20 protein-coding genes and 3 tRNA genes are annotated in these 18,602 nt (G+C 53.7%); 11 read left to right on the forward strand and 12 right to left on the reverse strand.

The annotated features are described in order from the left end of the window. Positions 1–29 precede the first annotated feature (29 nt). The 3 genes from QMQ05_RS11760 to QMQ05_RS11770 form a co-directional block, all read right to left on the reverse strand. Positions 30–1,112 (reverse strand): YgfZ/GcvT domain-containing protein, encoded by a 1,083-nt coding sequence (locus QMQ05_RS11760; protein ID WP_345470232.1) that lies wholly within the window; start codon positions 1,110–1,112, stop codon positions 30–32. A 2-nt stretch (positions 1,113–1,114) separates the two neighbouring features. Next, positions 1,115–1,729: an FABP family protein gene (locus tag QMQ05_RS11765; RefSeq protein WP_345470234.1), complete on the reverse strand. Its 615-nt coding sequence runs from the start codon at positions 1,727–1,729 to the stop codon at positions 1,115–1,117. 255 nt (positions 1,730–1,984) lie between these two features. Next, positions 1,985–2,725, reverse strand: coding sequence for a hypothetical protein (locus QMQ05_RS11770; RefSeq protein ID WP_345470236.1), 741 nt, complete (start codon positions 2,723–2,725; stop codon positions 1,985–1,987). 126 nt (positions 2,726–2,851) lie between these two features. Here QMQ05_RS11770 and QMQ05_RS11775 point away from each other — a divergent pair, with 126 nt between their 5' ends. From QMQ05_RS11775 to asd, 9 genes are all read left to right on the forward strand, one after another. Then, positions 2,852–3,520, forward strand: coding sequence for a winged helix-turn-helix domain-containing protein (locus QMQ05_RS11775; protein ID WP_345470238.1), 669 nt, complete (start codon positions 2,852–2,854; stop codon positions 3,518–3,520). Positions 3,521–3,572: 52 nt separating this feature from the next. Next, positions 3,573–4,529, forward strand: coding sequence for a mycothiol synthase (mshD, locus tag QMQ05_RS11780; protein ID WP_345470240.1), 957 nt, complete (start codon positions 3,573–3,575; stop codon positions 4,527–4,529). A gap of 84 nt (positions 4,530–4,613) precedes the next feature. After that, on the forward strand, positions 4,614–6,830 hold the full coding sequence (locus QMQ05_RS11785) for an RNA degradosome polyphosphate kinase (RefSeq protein WP_345470241.1): 2,217 nt from the start codon (positions 4,614–4,616) through the stop codon (positions 6,828–6,830). Between the two features lie 44 nt (positions 6,831–6,874). Further along, complete coding sequence (locus QMQ05_RS11790) at positions 6,875–7,837, forward strand: NUDIX hydrolase (protein ID WP_434063198.1); 963 nt, start codon at positions 6,875–6,877, stop codon at positions 7,835–7,837. 134 nt (positions 7,838–7,971) lie between these two features. Further along, complete coding sequence (locus QMQ05_RS11795; RefSeq protein ID WP_058254926.1) at positions 7,972–8,304, forward strand: GNAT family N-acetyltransferase; 333 nt, start codon at positions 7,972–7,974, stop codon at positions 8,302–8,304. A gap of 73 nt (positions 8,305–8,377) precedes the next feature. Further along, the gene (locus QMQ05_RS11800) at positions 8,378–9,181 is read left to right on the forward strand and encodes a thymidylate synthase (protein WP_058254927.1); all 804 of its coding nucleotides are present in this window, start codon (positions 8,378–8,380) and stop codon (positions 9,179–9,181) included. Then, positions 9,178–9,753 (forward strand): dihydrofolate reductase, encoded by a 576-nt coding sequence (locus QMQ05_RS11805; protein ID WP_345470246.1) that lies wholly within the window; start codon positions 9,178–9,180, stop codon positions 9,751–9,753. The genes QMQ05_RS11800 and QMQ05_RS11805 overlap by 4 nt, the downstream gene beginning before the upstream one ends. A 7-nt stretch (positions 9,754–9,760) precedes the next feature. Next, positions 9,761–9,988, forward strand: coding sequence for an NF038396 family protein (locus QMQ05_RS11810; RefSeq protein WP_058254929.1), 228 nt, complete (start codon positions 9,761–9,763; stop codon positions 9,986–9,988). A 112-nt stretch (positions 9,989–10,100) separates the two neighbouring features. Next, entirely contained in the window at positions 10,101–11,219 is a 1,119-nt protein-coding gene (gene asd / locus QMQ05_RS11815; protein ID WP_345470249.1) for an aspartate-semialdehyde dehydrogenase, read from the forward strand. Between the two features lie 96 nt (positions 11,220–11,315). On the opposite strand, the gene QMQ05_RS11820 is transcribed toward asd, so the two are convergent. The 7 genes from QMQ05_RS11820 to QMQ05_RS11850 form a co-directional block, all read right to left on the reverse strand. Then, entirely contained in the window at positions 11,316–11,846 is a 531-nt protein-coding gene (locus tag QMQ05_RS11820; RefSeq protein ID WP_334123933.1) for a GNAT family N-acetyltransferase, read from the reverse strand. Between the two features lie 44 nt (positions 11,847–11,890). Next, complete coding sequence (locus tag QMQ05_RS11825) at positions 11,891–12,952, reverse strand: UDP-N-acetylmuramate dehydrogenase (RefSeq protein ID WP_345470252.1); 1,062 nt, start codon at positions 12,950–12,952, stop codon at positions 11,891–11,893. 53 nt (positions 12,953–13,005) lie between these two features. After that, the gene (locus tag QMQ05_RS11830; protein WP_345470254.1) at positions 13,006–14,244 is read right to left on the reverse strand and encodes an MFS transporter; all 1,239 of its coding nucleotides are present in this window, start codon (positions 14,242–14,244) and stop codon (positions 13,006–13,008) included. Continuing rightward, positions 14,220–14,660, reverse strand: coding sequence for a MaoC family dehydratase (locus QMQ05_RS11835; RefSeq protein ID WP_058254933.1), 441 nt, complete (start codon positions 14,658–14,660; stop codon positions 14,220–14,222). The genes QMQ05_RS11830 and QMQ05_RS11835 overlap by 25 nt, the downstream gene beginning before the upstream one ends. 2 nt (positions 14,661–14,662) lie before the next feature. Beyond that, complete coding sequence (locus tag QMQ05_RS11840) at positions 14,663–15,109, reverse strand: MaoC family dehydratase N-terminal domain-containing protein (RefSeq protein ID WP_345470258.1); 447 nt, start codon at positions 15,107–15,109, stop codon at positions 14,663–14,665. Between the two features lie 94 nt (positions 15,110–15,203). Continuing rightward, the gene (locus QMQ05_RS11845) at positions 15,204–15,479 is read right to left on the reverse strand and encodes a hypothetical protein (RefSeq protein WP_345470260.1); all 276 of its coding nucleotides are present in this window, start codon (positions 15,477–15,479) and stop codon (positions 15,204–15,206) included. Positions 15,480–15,566: 87 nt separating this feature from the next. Further along, entirely contained in the window at positions 15,567–16,508 is a 942-nt protein-coding gene (locus tag QMQ05_RS11850; RefSeq protein WP_345470262.1) for a DUF2797 domain-containing protein, read from the reverse strand. A 346-nt stretch (positions 16,509–16,854) separates the two neighbouring features. Here QMQ05_RS11850 and QMQ05_RS11855 point away from each other — a divergent pair, with 346 nt between their 5' ends. Beyond that, positions 16,855–17,586: a GTP pyrophosphokinase gene (locus tag QMQ05_RS11855; RefSeq protein ID WP_058254937.1), complete on the forward strand. Its 732-nt coding sequence runs from the start codon at positions 16,855–16,857 to the stop codon at positions 17,584–17,586. A 126-nt stretch (positions 17,587–17,712) separates the two neighbouring features. Here the strand turns inward: QMQ05_RS11855 and QMQ05_RS11860 are convergent. Both QMQ05_RS11860 and QMQ05_RS11865 read right to left on the reverse strand, forming a co-directional pair. Next, positions 17,713–17,786: transfer RNA gene (locus tag QMQ05_RS11860), tRNA-Met, on the reverse strand. Positions 17,787–17,833: 47 nt separating this feature from the next. Continuing rightward, positions 17,834–17,905, reverse strand: a tRNA-Thr gene (locus QMQ05_RS11865). A 520-nt stretch (positions 17,906–18,425) separates the two neighbouring features. On the opposite strand from QMQ05_RS11865, the gene QMQ05_RS11870 reads away from it, so the two are divergent. Then, positions 18,426–18,497, forward strand: a tRNA-Thr gene (locus QMQ05_RS11870). Positions 18,498–18,602 lie beyond the last annotated feature (105 nt).

Below are 18,602 nucleotides of genomic sequence, written 5' to 3' on the forward strand. Positions count from 1 at the left end.
TCATTGAACGATACCTTCGGCGCGTTGCCCTAGCCTTGAGGCGGCGTACGAAGGAATCCAGTAAAGCGTCCTGCAACCTGACCAGCGTCGGGTGCGACGATGACTTCCTGCGACGCAGGGTAGCTGGTTTCACCGTCGACAACACTCAAAACAGCTTCTGGATCAACATTGCGTTTGACCACGGCCAAGGCGATCGGTCCAGCTTCATAGTGCAGCGTTGCTGAAGTGACACGGCCAACTGTCCGCTCCCCCAACTTAACTTCTGAGCCAGGAGCAGGGAGGGTGTGCATTGAACCATCTAGGTCGAGGAACACTACCCGGCGAGGCGGATGCCCGATGTTGTGCACACGAGCAATCGTTTCCTGACCCTTATAGCAGCCCTTTTCCAGATGCACTGCGGTACGCAACCAGTCCAGCTCATGTGGGATGGTCTTCTCGTCGATTTCCGCGCCGAAGCGTGGTTCCCACGCGGCAATACGCAACGCTTCAACTGCCATCATTCCGGCGAGTTCTTCGTCAGCTACGGCGGAGACCAGATCATCTAGTGCCACCACATGCAATAACCAAGGACGTTCCGAACCTGGGTGATCTTCACGCGAATAAGCCCACCCGCCTGGGGTGACGCCCGGCCATGGATCGGTCCAGATCAATGTTCCGGCGCTTGGAATGGGGCGGGTTGCCGCCAACACTCCATGAGTCTGAGACAAGTTGTTGACCTCGACGCGCAACATGAAACGCATGGAGTTCAAGAACTCTTCCAGTGCAGCTGCCGCACCTGGTTCCACGATGAGAACTAGGCGGTCTTCATCAACAAGCACCTTCATCTCGTGCTCGATGCGACCTTGGACCGAGAGCAACAACGTTTGTGTGCTCTGTGAAGGCTTCAGCGTATTTATGCGTTGGGTGCTCAGCGTATCAAGCCAGCTCTGGCGATCATCACCACGGATCTCCAGTACATCGAAATGGCTCAAGTCCGCAATGGCCTGACCTTCAGCCAGTTTCCGTGCCTCACGAGTCGGGGCACCGTAGTGCGCGGCCACGCCAGCATCAACGCCGCCAGCTTCCACTGCGCCTGCACGCTGTAAAAGCGGCGAATGGTAACCAGTGCTCATGGTTAGTTCACCGAGTCTTCGGCGACGACTCGCTTAAGCGCAGCTGAGGCGTGTGCTTGCAGATCGAGGTTGCCTTGGGAAACATCCCAACGCCAGAACAGTTCACCGTTGACCAAACCGTAAATACGGGTTGAGGAAGCATATGCTTTCGCATTTTTACTGCGTAACAGGCCTTCAGTTGCTAACTGGATTCGTGGACCGTCAATCAGTCCGTAATAGAGCTCAGACAGGCCGCCAGGATGGACGATGTGCGCCTGAATCTTAAAACCTTCATCGGTGTGAAGCTTCTGCACATCGTCAGCTGAACGCAGTACCGGGAAGATATCGCCCGGAGTCATACCCGGGCCAGCGTCAGCGTCTTGTTGTTGTCGGTCTAGAGACCAGAAACCGTTTTCAACGGCAAGGATCCGCAACTTCGTTCCGTCGGCCTCGGTAAGCCACGCTTCGCTGCGGTATTCAAGATAAGGGCCGCCAACGTCACGGAAAGTGACTTGTTGCCAAAAGTACTCGTCCTCGGCTTCGCCTTCGCCAAGTCGACCAGCACCTTCCCAAGTGCCGATGAGCCATGCGAAAGGTACTAGTTCCGGGGTGAGGTCCGTAGGGAGATCAAATGCCATGGACTGCTCGCTCCTAAATTCGTCAGTAGAGAAATGAAAACAGCGCACACGTTGTTGTGTGCGCTGTTTTTACTTCTGACCTTGGAAGAGGCGCTTGACTACCAAGCCTGCGAAGCCCGCCATGCCTAGACCGGCGATAACAACTAGTGCCTGGAAGAAAATTTCGAGTGCAAGATAATTTTCATTCATGGCTTCATCTTAGCGCGAGACGAAGCATAACTTCGACACACGTGACGTACCGCGCATCATGTTGCGCTAAATGAACGCCAGAACCTCCATGGCATACCAGCTGGCGGCACCGCTGATCAGAATAATTCCGCAGGAAAGACCAAGAATTCCGCTGATATTCCGAACGCTTCGGCTAGCCAGTGCCAGGGCGCGTAATGACCCGACAAGTAGCCCAACAAGCAGGCCAATGACTGCACCCTGGAACCACAGGATATCTATGGGCAATGCACTGGCGGCCGCGCCTAAAGCAACAGCTATAAGTGGTGCCAAGATCATGGTCATTCTGTTGGGCAAGCGGGTAACAACGACTGCCCCGGCACCAAGCAAAGAAATAACTGTGGTGACGGTGAGCCCAAACCCGTAGCCGACTTGCGCGCTGGCGGCCCATGCTGAACCTAAGACGGCCAACACCATACCGGTAACGCCAGAGACGACTCCGGCCAGTCGACCTTCTGCTGCAGCTCCGCGCAAAACTTGCGAGATGAATACCAACAGCACTCCGACGGCGATAACTTCTACGCTATGTGACATGACCGAGGAACCGGGCATAAATACTGTTGCGGCAGTTGCAGCTAGTGAGCTTAGGGCCAGAATAATGGTGATTGGCCATGGGGCATCAGAGCGGACCATTCGCGGCCAAGTGTAGGCAAAAACCAGCTGTAATATTGCGGTGACCATGCCCATGGGCCATGTCAGTTCTGAGAGGCTTGCAGCCCCGGTTAATAGGGCGACAGCAACTAGCCCGCACAATAAAACTTTGATTCTCAATCTATGTTTCCTGACGGTAATGTGTCTGCATCTGCGTGTTCACATGCATGATTCAACGAATTCATTCCTTATACTGTGACACGTAAAGATGATTAATTCGCAACCACTTGGCAGGAGGACGAGCTATTGGCCCACCTACTGCTACTTAGCAATCATGCCGAAAACGCTGCCGAAGTTCTTCCAGCACTCGAATTACTACTGCATGAGATTTCTTTTCTCCCGGCCAGCACCGAATCGCTGAATCAGGTTCCTGAATGTGACGCCATCATCCTAGATGCGCGTACGGACTTAATTCCAGCTCGGTCTTTGGCACAAATCCTCCACACGAATCTTAACTTGCCGCTATTGCTAGTTGTTAGCGAAGGCGCGTTGGGGATTCTAAATTCTGAGTGGCACGCAGCTGACTTTCTCTTGCCCTCAGCGATACCGGCAGAACTTGACGCGCGTATTCGTTTGATGCTCGCAGCTAGCCCCGTCGTTGCGCCTACTCCAGAACCAGCAGAGAACACTTCAGGATTGCGTATCGATGAACTGAGCTACACCGCTCGCATTGATAGCCGCATGCTGGATCTTACCTACAAAGAATTTGAGCTTCTAAAGTATCTAGCTCAGTTCCCAGGTCGAGTGTTCACCCGTGAACAGTTATTGCATGAAGTCTGGGGTTACGACTATTACGGTGGCACTCGCACCGTTGATGTTCACGTCCGTCGTTTACGCGCCAAGCTAGGCACTGACCACGAACAACTCATCGGAACAGTTCGTAACGTCGGTTACCGTTTCCATACCGAAGCATAACTTTCAGCTAATTTATGGCCAGTTCATTCATTCACCCACTATCGTGAAAGACATGAGTGAACTGCCACAGACCACAGTATCGATTCACCACGTGCCCGCGGAGCTTGATGAGCGCACCCTGAGCGATGTCCGTCGCTTAGCTACACAAGCCCAGGATGTCGACGGTAATCCCCCACTGAGCGACCAAACGCTGGTCGCTTTAGCAGCCGATGAAACAGATGAGAACATCATCACGTTGCTCGCTGAAGTTGGTGAAGGCTCCGATGCCGTTCTGGCAGGCATCGCAGTTCTTGTGCGCGAGGCACAAGATCAGCCATGGGTACTGGAACTCGTGGTTCACCCCAACCACCGACAGGCCGGTATTGGCCGCGCACTGCTGACCAAGCTCAATGAGATTGTTGATCTAACCAAAGTTCAGGCGTGGGCACACGGTGACCACGAAGCAGCCAAGAAGCTCGCCGAGAAGACTGGTCTAAGCCGTGTCCGTGAGCTATACCGGATGCGTCGTGAAGGTACCGACTACATTGAGGAAGCTCCGGCAGATCGCCGTATCTCGGTCCGCAGTTTCCGTGTGGGCGAAGACGAGCCTGCTTGGCTTGAGGCTAACGCCAAGGCCTTTGCACACCATCCAGAGCAGGGTTCCCTGACCCTCTCTGATCTCGATTCCCGTATGGCCGAGGACTGGTTTGACCCCTCAGGTTTCTTCCTGGCCTTTGATGCCGAGCAAAACCTGTTGGCCTACCACTGGACCAAGATTCACCCAGCTTCCGGTGATGCTGTTCGCCCCAGCGGTGAAGTCTATGTAGTTGGTGTTGTTCCCGAGGCACAGGGATTGGGCTTGGGTCGGTCGTTGACTATCACTGGTGTCAACTACCTGTTGGAGCTCGGAGTCGACCCCGTCATCCTCTATGTCGATGCCGAGAACGAACCCGCTGTCAAGCTCTATCGTTCATTGGGCTTCACACTTTGGGACGCTGACATTATGTATGGTCCGAAAACGATAGACTAGAAGTATCAGCGGTTTCATGTACTAATAGGACCGCGCTCACGAGGTGTTTTGGCATCTCCTCGCAGGAAGAAATGAGTTCAGCAGATGACTAGCTCCCCCCAGGAAACTACTTCTCAATTACGCGACGTTCCCTCTTCTAAAGTCAATGAAGACAGAATAGAGCCTGCTGATTCACTCCCGGATTTACATCCTGAGGGAGAATTTCAAAACGAACGTTTTCTCGATCGTGAACTGAGCTGGTTGCACTTTAACGCTCGTGTTCTCGAACTAGCCGAAGACACTAACCTTCCATTACTGGAACGTGTGAACTTCTTATCAATTTTCGCTTCGAACCTCGACGAATTCTTCATGGTTCGAGTTGCGGGGCTTAAGCGGCGTATCGCCGCCGGCTTGGCGGTTCCAGCGGCCAACGGGATGAACCCGGTGGATCAGCTGGAACTGCTACTGTCTTCGGCTCACTCTTTGCAGACCCGACACGCAAACGTCTTTTCCGAATCGGTTGCCCCTGACCTAGCCGAACAGGGTATCCGTATTACAACTTGGGAAGACCTCTCAGCCAGCGAACGCGATGTGCTTTCCAAGTGGTTTGTTGCACAGGTCTTCCCAGTACTCACTCCACTTGCCGTAGATCCGGCACACCCATTCCCATACATCTCAGGTTTGTCTCTGAACCTAGCGGTTGTTGTCCGCAACCCACTGACCGGCAAGCAACTCTTTGCTCGACTCAAGGTGCCCGATACCATTGCTCGCCTGATCAGCATCGATGGAACGCGAGCTGCGCATTCTTCACATCGCACCGCACGTTTCATTCCTCTTGAAGCACTGATCGCAGTACACCTTGAGTTGCTGTTCCCAGGCATGGAAATCGTTGAACACCACTTCTTCCGCGTTACCCGTAACGAGGACTTGGAAGTAGAAGAAGACGACGCAGAAAACCTGCTTCAGGCTCTGGAGAAGGAACTGTTGCGTCGTCGCTTTGGCCCTCCGGTGCGTCTTGAAGTTGCTGATGACATCAATCCTGAAATCATGGATCTGCTCACCAGGGAACTGGGCGTAGACGAAGACGAAGTCTTCAAGCTCCCAGCACCGCTGGATCTGCGAGGCCTGGGTGTCATCGCTTCCTTGGACCGTGCGGAGTTGCACTATCCAAAGCATGTCGGCCACACTTCAAGCCACCTGAACGAATCGGAAACTGCTAAGGCCGCCAACGTCTTTGCTGCAGTTCGTCGCCGCGACATCTTGTTGCATCACCCCTACGATTCGTTCTCAACGAGCGTTCAGGCGTTCTTAGAGCAGGCTGCTGCTGACCCTAAGGTCATGGCAATCAAGCAGACCCTGTACCGCACCAGTGGTGACTCCCCGATTGTTGATGCTCTGATTGATGCTGCTGAGGCAGGCAAGCAGGTTTTGGCACTCGTCGAAATCAAGGCACGCTTTGATGAGCAGGCCAATATCTCTTGGGCTAGGAAACTGGAGCAGGCCGGCGTCCACGTGGTCTATGGCATCGTCGGCCTCAAGACGCACTCCAAGCTGTCATTGGTGGTCCGCCGCGAAGGCGATAAGTTGCGCCGATACTGCCACATCGGTACTGGTAACTACCACCCACGTACCGCACGGTACTACGAAGACTTCGGTTTGCTCACTTGCGATGACACCGTTGGCGAGGATGTTTCCAAGCTCTTTAACCAGCTTTCCGGTTATGCTCCACGCTCAACTTACAGCCGTCTGCTTGTTGCACCCCGTTCGGTACGCACGGGCTTGTTGGCACATATCGAGAAGGAAATTGCCAACGCAAAATCCGGTATCGAAGCCAAGGTCGTCATCAAGGTCAACTCCATCGTTGATGAAGCAATCATCGATGCTTTGTATCGAGCTAGCCAGGCAGGCGTCAAGGTTGAGGTCATCGTCCGCGGTATCTGTGCACTGCGTCCGGGAGTACCAGGGCTGAGCGACAATATCGAAGTTCGTTCAATCTTGGGTCGTTTCTTGGAACACAGTCGCGTGTTCCTGTTTGCCAACGGTGGGGAACCGCTGGTTTACATTGGCTCTGCGGACATGATGCACCGTAACTTGGACCGTCGAGTTGAAGCACTGGTCTCCTTGCGTAATCCTGAGGACGTTGAGGACATGATCAAGCAGTTGAATCTGTACATGGCTGATACCACCGCTTCTTGGCATCTGAACTCGGATGGGGAATGGACTCGCCACTCCCAGGACGAAGAAGGTAATCCGCTCACCGACATTCAGTTCTGGCTCATCGATGACCATGCCCGCCGACGAAACAGTGGACGTAACAGCTAGTGTCAGAGTCTCAACTACACGAAGCCGCTTTGCGAGTTCGTGAAATCGTTCGCTCGGTAGATGCCGAGGAAATCACCCTTGGTGACTTCGACATCATCGCAGCTGGCGCCATCCCATGGCGGATTATTGACAACAAATTGCAAGTTCTGTTGATTCATCGTCCAAAGTATGACGATTGGTCATGGCCTAAGGGCAAGCTCGATCCTGGAGAGTCCATCGCAGAGTGCGCAGTGCGTGAAGTGCGTGAAGAAGTAGGATTGCGCATTACGCTCGGCATCCCACTCTCGGCGACAGCTTATTCGGTCAAGCAAAAGTCCAAGGTGGTGTACTACTGGGCGGCCAAAACCGACCATCGTACGCAGATTGACCCAGATGGCGCAGAATGCGACACCACACAGTGGGTGAGTGCCAAAAAGGCTGGCCAGCTCTTAACCAACCCCACCGATGCACAGCCTCTTGCGGACCTCATCAAGGCACACAAGAATGGGACGCTTGATGCAGTTCCGGTTTTGATTGTCCGGCATGCCAAGGCGAAGCCACGTGGCAATTGGACTCGTGCCGAGGGCGAGCGTCCTTTGGCAGCTACCGGACGTCGTCAGGCGCAGGCAGTTTCACGGATGCTCGAAGCATGGCAACCGGCCCATATCGCTTCATCCCCGTGGTTGCGTTGTGTCCAGACTTTGGCGCCTTATGCCAATTTGCATGCCATGAAAATGAAGAATGTCAGGGCAATCACCGAGCATTCGGCCATGAGGCATCCGGAGAGAGCCCGTCGCGCCGTTCAGAAGCTTTTTGATAAATATCGTTCCCAGGCCATCTGTACACACCGACCAGTCCTCCCCTTGGTACTGGAAGTTCTGGCGAAAAACTCCTCGCCTAAATTAGCCGATTGCTTACCTAAGGTAGACCCCTACCTTGAACCCGGTTCGCTAATTGTCGCGCAGCAAGTTCAAGGTGCAAAACCTCGGATTGTTTCCTTTGAAGTCCACGCCCCATTCCACGACTAATCACCGGCAAGACCCCGCCTCACAGCGGGGTCTTGCTTTATCCTCCTGAACTGTCCATACCCGTTGCATTCGGCTCCGATTAGGGATAAGACTGTATTCAACAGATGTTATCGATCGTCAATCGAGGTAAAGCCATGAATGCCCAACAACCGCATCAACCAGTGGATAAAGTTGTGCACCAGGGTCTGCGCCTTGACCATGATGAAAGTCGTGGACGCTTTTCGCTGTGGCATGGTTCTACATTTGTCGGTTTCTTGGGTTACTACCAAGAAGGCGACGTGGTAACGATCCAGCACACCATCATCAATGAAGAATTTGGCCGCCGTGGCTACGCACGCGCCCTGGTGACGCTGGTACTGGATCGCTTTAATAATGAAGGACTGAAGATCATTCCTGAATGCAGCTATGTTCAGGATTATCTGCGTCGCTATCCTGAATACAACTCCATGGTCGTCAAACCCAACTAAATTCGTTTCATGCGAGAAGAGTCATCTCGATCAGGTGTTCTGTGCAAAGTGCGGGTGAACTAAACTTGGTTGCGTGAACATTGCGACGCCTTATGAAGACTTGCTCAAGGATGTGCTGGAAAACGGTACTTCCAAAGAAGACCGCACCGGAACCGGAACTATCTCCGTTTTTGGTCGCCAAATCCGCTTTGATCTTCAAGATTCCTTCCCTCTGATCACCACCAAGCGAGTGCATTTTAAGTCGGTCGCGGCTGAACTGCTGTGGTTCTTGCGTGGTGAATCCAATGTGAAGTGGCTGCAGGATCAGGGCGTGCGTATCTGGAATGAGTGGGCCGATGAAGACGGAGAACTCGGCCCCGTCTACGGCGTGCAGTGGCGTAGCTGGCCAACCCCAGACGGTGGCCACATCGATCAGATTTCTCAGCTGGTTGAGTCCCTCAAAAATAACCCCGACTCCCGTCGTCACATCGTCTCGGCCTGGAATGTCTCGGAAATTCAAAACATGGCTTTGCCCCCATGCCACGTTTTCTTCCAGTTTTATGTAGCCGATGGCAAACTCTCCTGCCAGCTTTATCAGCGCAGCGCAGACATGTTCCTGGGTGTGCCTTTCAACATCGCTTCCTACGCTCTGCTGACCATGATGCTGGCACAACAGCTGGATCTTGAGCCCGGTGAATTCATTTGGACCGGCGGCGACGTGCACATCTACACCAACCACCTAGAACAGGTTAAGGAACAGCTCAGCCGCGATCCTTACCCGTACCCAACGTTGAGCTTCACGTCCAAGCCTGAGTCAATCTTTGACTACACGCTAGAAGACTTCAGCATCAATGATTACCAGCATCACCCAACCATCAAGGGAACTGTCGCCGTATGACCGAAGCACCGCGCCATGCCGAGCGGCTAGAACCGCTACTCGGAGCCATTTGGGCTCAGGCGAACAACGGAATCATCGGTGCCCAAGGCTCTATGCCATGGCATGTCCCCGAAGACTTGGCTCACTTCAAGCGCATCACCGCGGGCCATCCTGTCATTATGGGACGCGCTACATGGAATTCCTTCCCGGAAAAGTTCCGCCCCCTTCCAGGACGTACCAATGTGGTGCTCACCGCCCAGTCTGATCTCCACGATCAGTTGCGCAAGGACGGCGCGGTTCCGGCGTCAACTTTGGACGAAGCACTAGCCTTGGCGCGCAAGGCTGATGGCGGCGAAGAGGTCTGGATCATCGGTGGTGGCAAGGTTTACGCGCAAGCGCTGGATTTGCTGGACGTCGCCGTGATCACCAAATTGGATCTGGAACCTGCCGGGGACACGTCTGCGCCGCAACTGTCTGAAGACTTCGTTATCGGTGCAACTGATCCTTCACTAGATTCAGATGATGCCGATTGGCATGTCTCTTCCACTGGTACTCGCTACCGTTTTGAAACCTGGCTGCGCCAAAAGGACTAATACGAACATGAAAAAATACATCGGTGAGCTCAAGGAGCATCCAGAGGCACTCTTCGTGCTCGGCTACATGCTTTTTCCATTGCTCGCGTTAGCTGTCGCTGTCCTCGGGTTCTTCATGGTGCTCGGTGGGCACAAGATCTTCGGTTTGATCCTGCTCTTGGTCCCCGCCCAGATCTTCATCTTTGCCGCGGTGTGGGCCATTAACAACCGCAAGCGACTGCTTGAGGAAAAGTAAAACTTGCGCTGTATCGAATCACACCTGAGCCCTGCTGGGGCTTGGGTGTGATTCTGCTTTAACTGCTGTAACGAACCGGGCTTCACGCCCGGTTCGCCCCTACCATGGAAATATGACTTCATCTGTTGGTTTTGTAGGTTACCGTGGCATGGTTGGCTCCGTGCTAATGCAGCGAATGCTCGACGAGGGCGATTTTGCGCAGATCGATCCGGTATTTTTCTCCACTTCGAATGCGGGCGGACAGGCCCCTTCTTTCGCGCAGGGCGCTGGCGCTCTAGAGGATGCTTATGACATCCAAACGCTGTCCAAGCTGCCTATTATCGTTACCGCTCAGGGCGGAGACTACACCACCAAGGTTCATTCAGAACTTCGTAAGTCCGGCTGGGATGGCCTATGGATCGATGCGGCTTCCACGCTACGCATGAACGATGACTCGGTTATCGTTCTAGACCCAGTGAACCGCAATGTTATCGATCAGTCCCTTGAATCTGGAGTCAAAGACTTTGTCGGCGGTAACTGCACCGTTTCATGCATGCTTATGGGTCTGGGAGGGTTGTTCAAGAACAACCTGATCGAGTGGGGCACCGCCATGACTTATCAGGCTGCTTCCGGTGGCGGAGCACGCCACATGCGTGAGCTGCTCACCCAGTTTGGCGACATCAATGCTTCTGTAGCTTCCGAACTAGCTGATCCTGCCAGCGCCATCTTGGACATTGATCGCAAGGTGCTTGAAACTCAGCGCGGAAACCTCGATGCCACGCAGTTCGGTGTTCCTCTCGGCGGTTCGTTGATCCCATGGATCGATGCAGACCTAGGCAATGGCCAGTCCCGCGAAGAGTGGAAGGCTGGAATGGAGACCAACAAGATCCTGCAGACTTCCGGCGAGAACCACATCATCATGGATGGTCTGTGTGTCCGTATCGGTGCCATGCGCTCGCACTCTCAGGCTTTGACTCTTAAGTTGAAGGAAGTTTTGCCTGTTTCGGAGATTGAGTCGATTCTTGCCTCCGATAACGAGTGGGCCAAGGTCATTCCTAACGAGAAGGAAGCGACCATGGATCAGCTGACTCCGGTTGCTGCTTCCGGCACCCTGGACATCCCGGTAGGCCGCATCCGCAAGCTCGAAATGGGCCCAGAATACATCTCCGCTTTCACTGTGGGAGACCAGCTGTTGTGGGGAGCTGCTGAGCCGCTACGCCGCATGCTGGCTATCGCACAGGGCCGCCTCTAAACATCAGTCAGTGCCCAAGGTAAATGCTCGGCCCGGAACAGATTTCTGTTCCGGGCCGAGCTTTTTCTTTGTCACAGTATGCGTCAAAGTATGTGATTACATCTCATCGGAGAATTCGTGGCGAAGTAACGAGTAGATGACTTGATCATGCCATGCACCACCACGCCACTGTGACTGCCTGATCACTCCCTCGCGAGTGAATCCGAGTTTCTCCAAAACGCGCTGTTCGGCCAAGTTTTCTGCCGCTGTCGTAGCCTGTAACCGATGGCGGGGGTAGTGCGTAAAAAGGTATTCAACCAGTAGCCGCTGAGCCACAGTCCCATAGCCTTGACCGCGATACTTCGCAAAGAGTCCTATGGCAATTTCCCAGCAGGCCGAGGTGTTCGGGCGTCCCCAGCTGTTCACGGTAAACCAGTCAACTTTGCCGATGGTCCGCTCCCCTAGGCGTACGGCCAAGGCCCCATCATGGCTTCCAATGAATTGGTCCTGCTCCAGACGCGTGCGTAATTTGTTGGTATCCCAAAACCCGAACCATTGGTATTCGCTGGCGCCAGCGCGTGACTGGAAATTTTCCTCGAATAAGTCGATGTCCGAGTGACGCAATTTGTGTAGGGAGAGTTCTTGCATCGTCCTTACCCTTTCTGCAAACGGACTTCCATAAAGCTGCGTTCCTAGAGCGAAAGGCCGATCAAGAGCGGCTCGTTGACCAGTGTAATTCCAAAGCGTTCCTGCACTCCGGCGCGCACCGCGCGAGCAATCGCGACGATATCATCAGCCGTGGCATCACCGCGATTAGTAATAGCCAGGGTGTGCTTGGTGGACAGTGAAGCACGGCCCTCTGCCACTTCGTAGCCAGCGGTGCCTTCAAGACCGTAGCCCTTGCCGAATCCTGCTTGATCAATGAGCCAGGCGGCAGACAGCTTCACCATGCCTTCTTGAGCCACCGGGTAGTTTGGAGCATTTTCCGGGAGGCGCTCAAGTACCGAGGCCTCAACGATCGGGTTGGTGAAGAAAGAACCAGTGGAATGCGAGTCGGCATCCTTCGGATCAAACACCATGCCCTTGGAGCGGCGAAGATCAAGCACGTTCTGTCGAACCAGGTGCGCATCGGCGCGTTCTCCAGCTTCCACTCCTAAGCGTCGGGCAAGTTCCGCGTAACGGATCGGCGCAGACAGGCTATCGCGTTCAAGGAGGAAAGCTACCTCCAGCACCACATAGCGCGGTGAACCGTTGGGGCTGGTTCGTTTGATGATCGAATCGCGGTAAGCGAATTCCAATTGCGCGTTATCCATTTTGAGTACCTGGCTGGTTTGTCGGTCATAGACCCGCACCCATGCCAAACTCTGGGAAACATCTGCCCCATAAGCGCCCACGTTCTGTACTGGCGTTGCACCGGTGCACCCGGGGATGCCGGAGAGGGCTTCAAGGCCACTCAGGCCCTGAACGAGGCTGAATTCAACGGTACTGTCCCAGCTTTCCCCGGCTGCTGCCCGAAGCAAGACACTGCCGGAGGGCTGTTCGCTTAGGTGTAGTCCACGAGTAGCGATTTGGATGGCTACCCCTGGATATCCCTCATCGTTGATCACCAAGTTGGAGCCACCGCCGATGAGCAGAACATTCTGGCCGTTTTGATCTGCGGAAGCGACCGCTTGGGCCAGCTCGGCTTCGCTCGTTGCGGTGATCAGCTGCTGCGCTGGGCCACCAACTCGGGTTGTCGTCAGATTCTTCAGCATTATTTCAAGATACTTTCAGTGTCGAGGCCATAGCGTTCAGCCAGGTCAACAGTTTAGTTTTCGTTAGGTTGCTCGTCTTGCGGATAGCCAGCGGTATTCGACGAAAGAATAAACGCTAAGACGATCAGCAAAGAAATTGATCCCAGAGCCGGCAGTAGACCAATCGCTTGAGCTAACAGCCCTAATAATGGTGGCCCGCCCAAGAACGCTCCGTAACCAATGGTAGAAACCACGGCTACTCGTGTAGCGGCATGAATTGGATCATCGGAGGCAGCGCTCATGGCTAGCGGGAAGGTCAAAGCAACACCCATACCCCAAATTGCTAGTGCAACGAAGGCCAGTGGCAAACTGTGGCCAAAGGCAAAGAGCAAGACACCGATAAAAGCAGAAATCGCACTGGCGCGGATCATGGTCACCCGACCCAGACGCAAAATCAGATCTCCAGAGAGCAACCTCGTCAGGGTCATGGCAGTGACAAATACGCCATAACCAATAGCGCCGGTAGCTTCGGTGGTCTGATAACCGTCTGCCAGGGCCAAGGCGACCCAGTCCCCTGCTGCTCCTTCGGCGAGCGCCATGCCCAAGACCAGCACACCGAGGAGCACTGTCTGTGGTTCGGTCCAGGCACGCTTAAGTGATGGGCCATTGGACGTGCGAGAGTTACTGGAGGTGCGGCTGAAGTCTTCACCGAAGTAACGAGAACTATAAAGCACGGTACCGATGATGATTAGACCGACGAGCCCATAATGGTACTGCAACGGCAGGCCAATGCCTGCTGCCAGTGCTCCAATACCCGCGCCAATGACAGTTCCTATGGAAAAGAATCCGTGGAGAGCCGGCATGATGCTCTTGCCTAACGCGCGTTCCATGGCCGCTCCCTGAACGTTAGATGCCACGTTCCAAGAAGCTGTCCCTAGTCCTTGAGTAAACAAGAAGATTCCGCAGGCGAGGGTATTACCCAGAAGCCCGGTGCTGACTCCAACCAGGAGTAAGGAGCCACCACCAATGGTTGCGGCAATGCGCATCACGTTTGCTGCGCCCAGACGCAACACCAATTGGCCCGAGATGGAGACCGACAGGAAAGAACCTGCGCTCATACACAGTAGGAGTAAACCTACCTTCGCATGGTCTAGTTCAAGTGCGTCGCGCACCGCGGGCAGGCGCGAGACCAACGCGGAAATCAGTAGACCGCTGGCCAGATAGGCAGCCATCAACGCGTTGCGCCAGTGGATTACTGACGGTTGCGCATTACCGGTAGGCTGCATCGTTAGAGTTGCACCACTGCCTGGCACTTGAGCAATACCTTGCTGTCATTGGCGGTGACAGCCAAGTCAATGCGAGCGGTACGCTTTTCGCTGTCTAGTGCTCCAACTTTGCCTTCAACAAAGATGCTGGTGCCTTCAGCCTCACTGGGATTGCTACCTTCAGGGTCTTCTACAACGACGGGCTTGGTGAAGCGGGTCTGATAGTCGATGACGGCCCCAGGGTTGCCTACCCAGGTAGAAACCAAGTCAATGACAGAGCCCATGGTGAACATGCCGTGGGCGATCACTGAAGGAAGTTCTACTTCCTTGGCGAAGCGCTCATTCCAGTGAATAGGGTTGAAGTCCCCTGATGCGCCAGCGTATCGGACAAGGTCTGCACGGTTGACCTGAACCGTGTGGGAACCGATGACAGTTCCCTTTTCAAGTGTCTCGAAATCGATCATGTTTAGTCCTCAGCCCTTACCAGTAACGATGAAATGGTGGTGGCGACCTTTTCGCCGTCCACGGTAGCAATTTCTGCGCGGGTGGTGATCATGGCACCGGCACCCATTTCGCGAACCTGATCCACATGTAATTCGGCCACTAGTTCGTCGCCTGCCACAATCGGACGGTGGTGGGTGAAGCGCTGGTCGGCGTGGACCACGCGGGAGAAATCGATGCCAGAAGCTGGGTCGGCGATGAGCTGTGCGTCGGCTCGCTGAGCGACAATTATGGCGAAGGTTGGCGGTGCCACCACGTCACTGTATCCAAGCTCTTTGGCTGCCTGTACGTCGAAGTGAGCTGGCGAGGTGGCTTTGGTTGCCTGAGCGAATTCGCGGATCTTCTCGCGTCCTACTTGGTAGGACTGGTTGGCAGGGAATACGCGCCCTACCAGTTCGGGATTGATGCCCATTGATTCTCCTGAACGTTGATGTAACTGAAAATGACGCGGTGCTCCAAGAGCCACTTATCCAAGACGCCATCTGCTGTGTTGTTCTAGCTAGTACTTACTGTGCGTCGTTGCCTGAACGCTTCGGCGCACGTGGGGCTGCGAGCCCGTTGTCAATGCGCCACTGGCGAGCGTCCTTGGCCCGAACCACCATGCCGGCGATGTGGCAAAGCATGCCGACAATCATGATGCCGATGGCGGTGTAAACCGTGGGTAGGGACGGGATGTTGGCGCCAATGATCGCCAGAATAATGCCGGTTCCCATGATGGCCATGGCCGTGAAGACGAGCTTCTTATAGCGTGGTGAGGCAGCTTCCCAAGGAGTGTTGGTCATAGATCAAGTCTAGTTCAGCTACTGCTTTTGGGCTCATTGCTGAAGCGGTATTTCCTCGTGACTCGACCGACAGCACACCCACGCTTTCTAGAACAACGCGGATTGTTCTTCCTGAAACTCACCGTGTTCTTCACTCAGGTCTACTTCGCGGGTTTTAAGCTCGGCGGCATCAAGCAGGCGCAAGGTCGTACCTTCCCCGCTATCGGCCATGATGCTTTGCCCTAGCACGCCGCGAATACGCAACGTGTGTCGAGATCCAGGCACGGTCGAGGACCAAGCATGCAGGCTGCGGGTATCCCATGCCTCGATGACTGGGCGGGCGAAGCTTGGTTGTTCCCAGAGCTGATCAAGTAGCTGAACACCATAGTTTTCCAGGCCTCGTTGGGTGGCCAAAAAATCGCGTGCCTGATTGGCTGCCTGTTCGTTGATGGTATCTAGTTGCTGGTGATCCAATTCCCAGCCCACTAGTCCCTTGATCTTAGATTTTTGTCGCACCTGCTGGCTGAGTCCAACATGCTCGGTGACTAAATCTTCCAGTACGCGGATGGCCGTACCATCATTCGCGCGAGCAATGTAGCGGGCAATAACCGCTCCTTGTTGTGCAAGTCGGGTCCATTGGCTTTGCGTTGAGGTGGTTCCTACCTTGGTGGCGCCGTGGGCGAAGCTGGCAATGTACAAGAAGTGTGGCTGCTCCAAATACTTACGCATACCTTCAGGTGCTTCACCGGTCTTGTGGAAGTGATGCATGAATTTGGAATGGTCCAGCCTACGACAACTCTCACACTGGGTTCCGGTGCGTAAGGCCTTGTTTTTGGGGCATGGCAATACGTTGCGTGAACCATCGCGGTTCATGGTGATGTAGCCCAGGCAGAACTTTAGGTCGCCGACTTCTAAGTTCAGGCTGCGATTCAGCTCTAGGTATTCGGTATTCCAGTTCTCCCCTGTGCGTAGCCGGAGCATTGGCGCTGGCTCGTGTTGTGAGAAGCTGATGCCGTGGCAGAGTTGCCGAGAAACGCTAGCGAGATCCATCAATGCCTTCCTGAAGTTTCCCTTCCAACCATAGACGATCGGCATATCGCTACTGAGCGCACTTCCCGTACTGTTCCGTTCTGTATTGAAGAAATGTGCGGTGCGAAGTCAGCTGTTCAGAGTGGTCAACTAGGACGGTTTGTGTTTTACCCGATGGATTCACGTCTTGTTCTGACCTAATTCTTAGCCGGATGACCTACTCTAAAATTTATAGAGCGATCATGTCTGTTGACATCGCCCCAACCTGTAGAGGTGATTTAGGATTTCTATTCCATATCCAGAAGACAACAGTGGTGTTATCCCACTACCGTCTGCGGCAAATCTGAGTCCAGCCGAACTACAAGAAATGACTCAGGCATTCAGACTTGAGTTCCAGCGATTCATGATGGAATATCAGTTTGCCGTCGACGAGATTCTGACGAAGGTCTCAATTCTTCGCGAAGAGTTTCTCTACTTACACAAATACAATCCCATTGAGCACATCACCTCCCGAGTGAAGACTCCGGAGAGCATCATGCGCAAGATGAGCCAGAGAAATATCCATCCGTCACTCACAGCCATTAGGGAGAACATCAGTGATATCGCTGGTGTTCGCATTACTTGTAGTTTTGTGAAGGATATCTACAAAGTTCTCAATACTTTGACGGCGCAGAATGACATCCGCGTTATCCAGATCAAGGATTACATCAAGAATCCGAAACCCAGCGGTTACAAGAGTGTGCATGCCATCGTTGAAATCCCGGTCTTCCTCTCAGATGGACCGGTAAATGTCGTTGTTGAGCTACAGATTCGTACTATTGCTCAAGACTTTTGGGCCAGCTTGGAACACAAGATTTTCTACAAGTATGAGGGCGAAGTTCCAGCGCACTTGGCTTCGGAACTGGCTGAGGCAGCAGCGGTTGCCACCAAGCTTGATATGCAAATGCAACGCCTACACACCGAAGTGCACGGCCACGACGCCAATCACGAAAACGCTCACGGTCAAGAAGTAGATGCCGATATCATTCAAGGACTCTTCATGCTCGCCAAGGAGGCATCCTCAGGCAAGGATCATCACGAGAAAAATGAGTCGAAGTAAGCCCTGGGTTTAATCCGCAAACAGCCTCTGAGCATCACATCAACGTGCTCGGAGGCTGTCTTCATTCGACATACTTTTGAAAATGAAAAAGTCCCGAAATCCGTAAGGATTTCGGGACTGAATCTGTAGCGGCGCCGGGACTCGATCCCGGGACCTCACGATTATGAGTCGTGCGCTCTAACCAGCTGAGCTACGCCGCCACAAGTGAGAAGCTATCCAGTAGAAGCCAAGAAGGCTTCTCACTCAGAGCCCCCTGCCGGAATCGATCCGGCGACCTCGTTCTTACCAAGAACGCGCTCTACCACTGAGCTAAGGGGGCAACGAGTAAATACTCTACACGGATTCACGCGCAAACAAAAATCGGCACTGCAGGGCTCAGATCAACACGCGAAAATCGAATAATACCTAGTCAAATGCCACTACCGGCATCTTCTAATCCCATGCGGGACGATCAGTGGCACAAAAGTGCTTTGGTGACGATGCTCACTGATGGGAATTTACTGGTCAATCCACGATTATTACTGCTTTCAATTCATGACTAAATTTTCCCCGCATTCACTGCGCTCTAGCCAGTCAATCCTTCAAGACCACTACTTAGCTCCCCTGAACCTGGCCAACAAATGACACCAGGCATCTCGCGCGGTCCAACACTTTTGGTTTCGTCATTGCCAATTCATGAACAACAATTTTCCCCCTCCACGAGGCCCACTCATGCAACCCCGAAACTAGGCCACACCTCACTATTTATTCTGGACTTGAGTAGGAATCTTGTGACCTCAACAACAAACGCTTTCAGGATTTTGAAAACTCCAAAAACCTGTGTAGAGTATTTACTCGTTGCCCCCTTAGCTCAGTGGTAGAGCGCGTTCTTGGTAAGAACGAGGTCGCCGGATCGATTCCGGCAGGGGGCTCGAAATAAGAGAGACAATCTGAATTCAGGTTGTCTCTCTTTTCGTTTTCACGAAGCCATTATTCTTTCCCGCATCTGAGCGGATTTTCTTCATTTTTCACAAGAT

Origin of the sequence: Glutamicibacter sp. B1 (genome assembly GCF_039602135.1) — a bacterium.
Taxonomy (GTDB): Bacteria; Actinomycetota; Actinomycetes; order Actinomycetales; family Micrococcaceae; genus Glutamicibacter; species Glutamicibacter ectropisis.

Coding starts and splice junctions, on each gene's coding strand:
- QMQ05_RS11810 (WP_058254929.1), top strand. CDS start 9,761: ATGAAAAAATACATCGGTGAGCTCAAGGAGCATCCAGAGGCACTCTTC.
- QMQ05_RS11850 (WP_345470262.1), bottom strand. CDS start 16,508: ATGGATCTCGCTAGCGTTTCTCGGCAACTCTGCCACGGCATCAGCTTC.
- QMQ05_RS11845 (WP_345470260.1), bottom strand. CDS start 15,479: ATGACCAACACTCCTTGGGAAGCTGCCTCACCACGCTATAAGAAGCTC.
- QMQ05_RS11805 (WP_345470246.1), top strand. CDS start 9,178: ATGACCGAAGCACCGCGCCATGCCGAGCGGCTAGAACCGCTACTCGGA.
- mshD (WP_345470240.1), top strand. CDS start 3,573: ATGAGTGAACTGCCACAGACCACAGTATCGATTCACCACGTGCCCGCG.
- QMQ05_RS11765 (WP_345470234.1), bottom strand. CDS start 1,729: ATGGCATTTGATCTCCCTACGGACCTCACCCCGGAACTAGTACCTTTC.
- asd (WP_345470249.1), top strand. CDS start 10,101: ATGACTTCATCTGTTGGTTTTGTAGGTTACCGTGGCATGGTTGGCTCC.
- QMQ05_RS11760 (WP_345470232.1), bottom strand. CDS start 1,112: ATGAGCACTGGTTACCATTCGCCGCTTTTACAGCGTGCAGGCGCAGTG.
- QMQ05_RS11795 (WP_058254926.1), top strand. CDS start 7,972: ATGAATGCCCAACAACCGCATCAACCAGTGGATAAAGTTGTGCACCAG.
- QMQ05_RS11855 (WP_058254937.1), top strand. CDS start 16,855: ATGACTCAGGCATTCAGACTTGAGTTCCAGCGATTCATGATGGAATAT.
- QMQ05_RS11840 (WP_345470258.1), bottom strand. CDS start 15,109: ATGGGCATCAATCCCGAACTGGTAGGGCGCGTATTCCCTGCCAACCAG.
- QMQ05_RS11820 (WP_334123933.1), bottom strand. CDS start 11,846: ATGCAAGAACTCTCCCTACACAAATTGCGTCACTCGGACATCGACTTA.
- QMQ05_RS11825 (WP_345470252.1), bottom strand. CDS start 12,952: ATGCTGAAGAATCTGACGACAACCCGAGTTGGTGGCCCAGCGCAGCAG.
- QMQ05_RS11785 (WP_345470241.1), top strand. CDS start 4,614: ATGACTAGCTCCCCCCAGGAAACTACTTCTCAATTACGCGACGTTCCC.
- QMQ05_RS11835 (WP_058254933.1), bottom strand. CDS start 14,660: ATGATCGATTTCGAGACACTTGAAAAGGGAACTGTCATCGGTTCCCAC.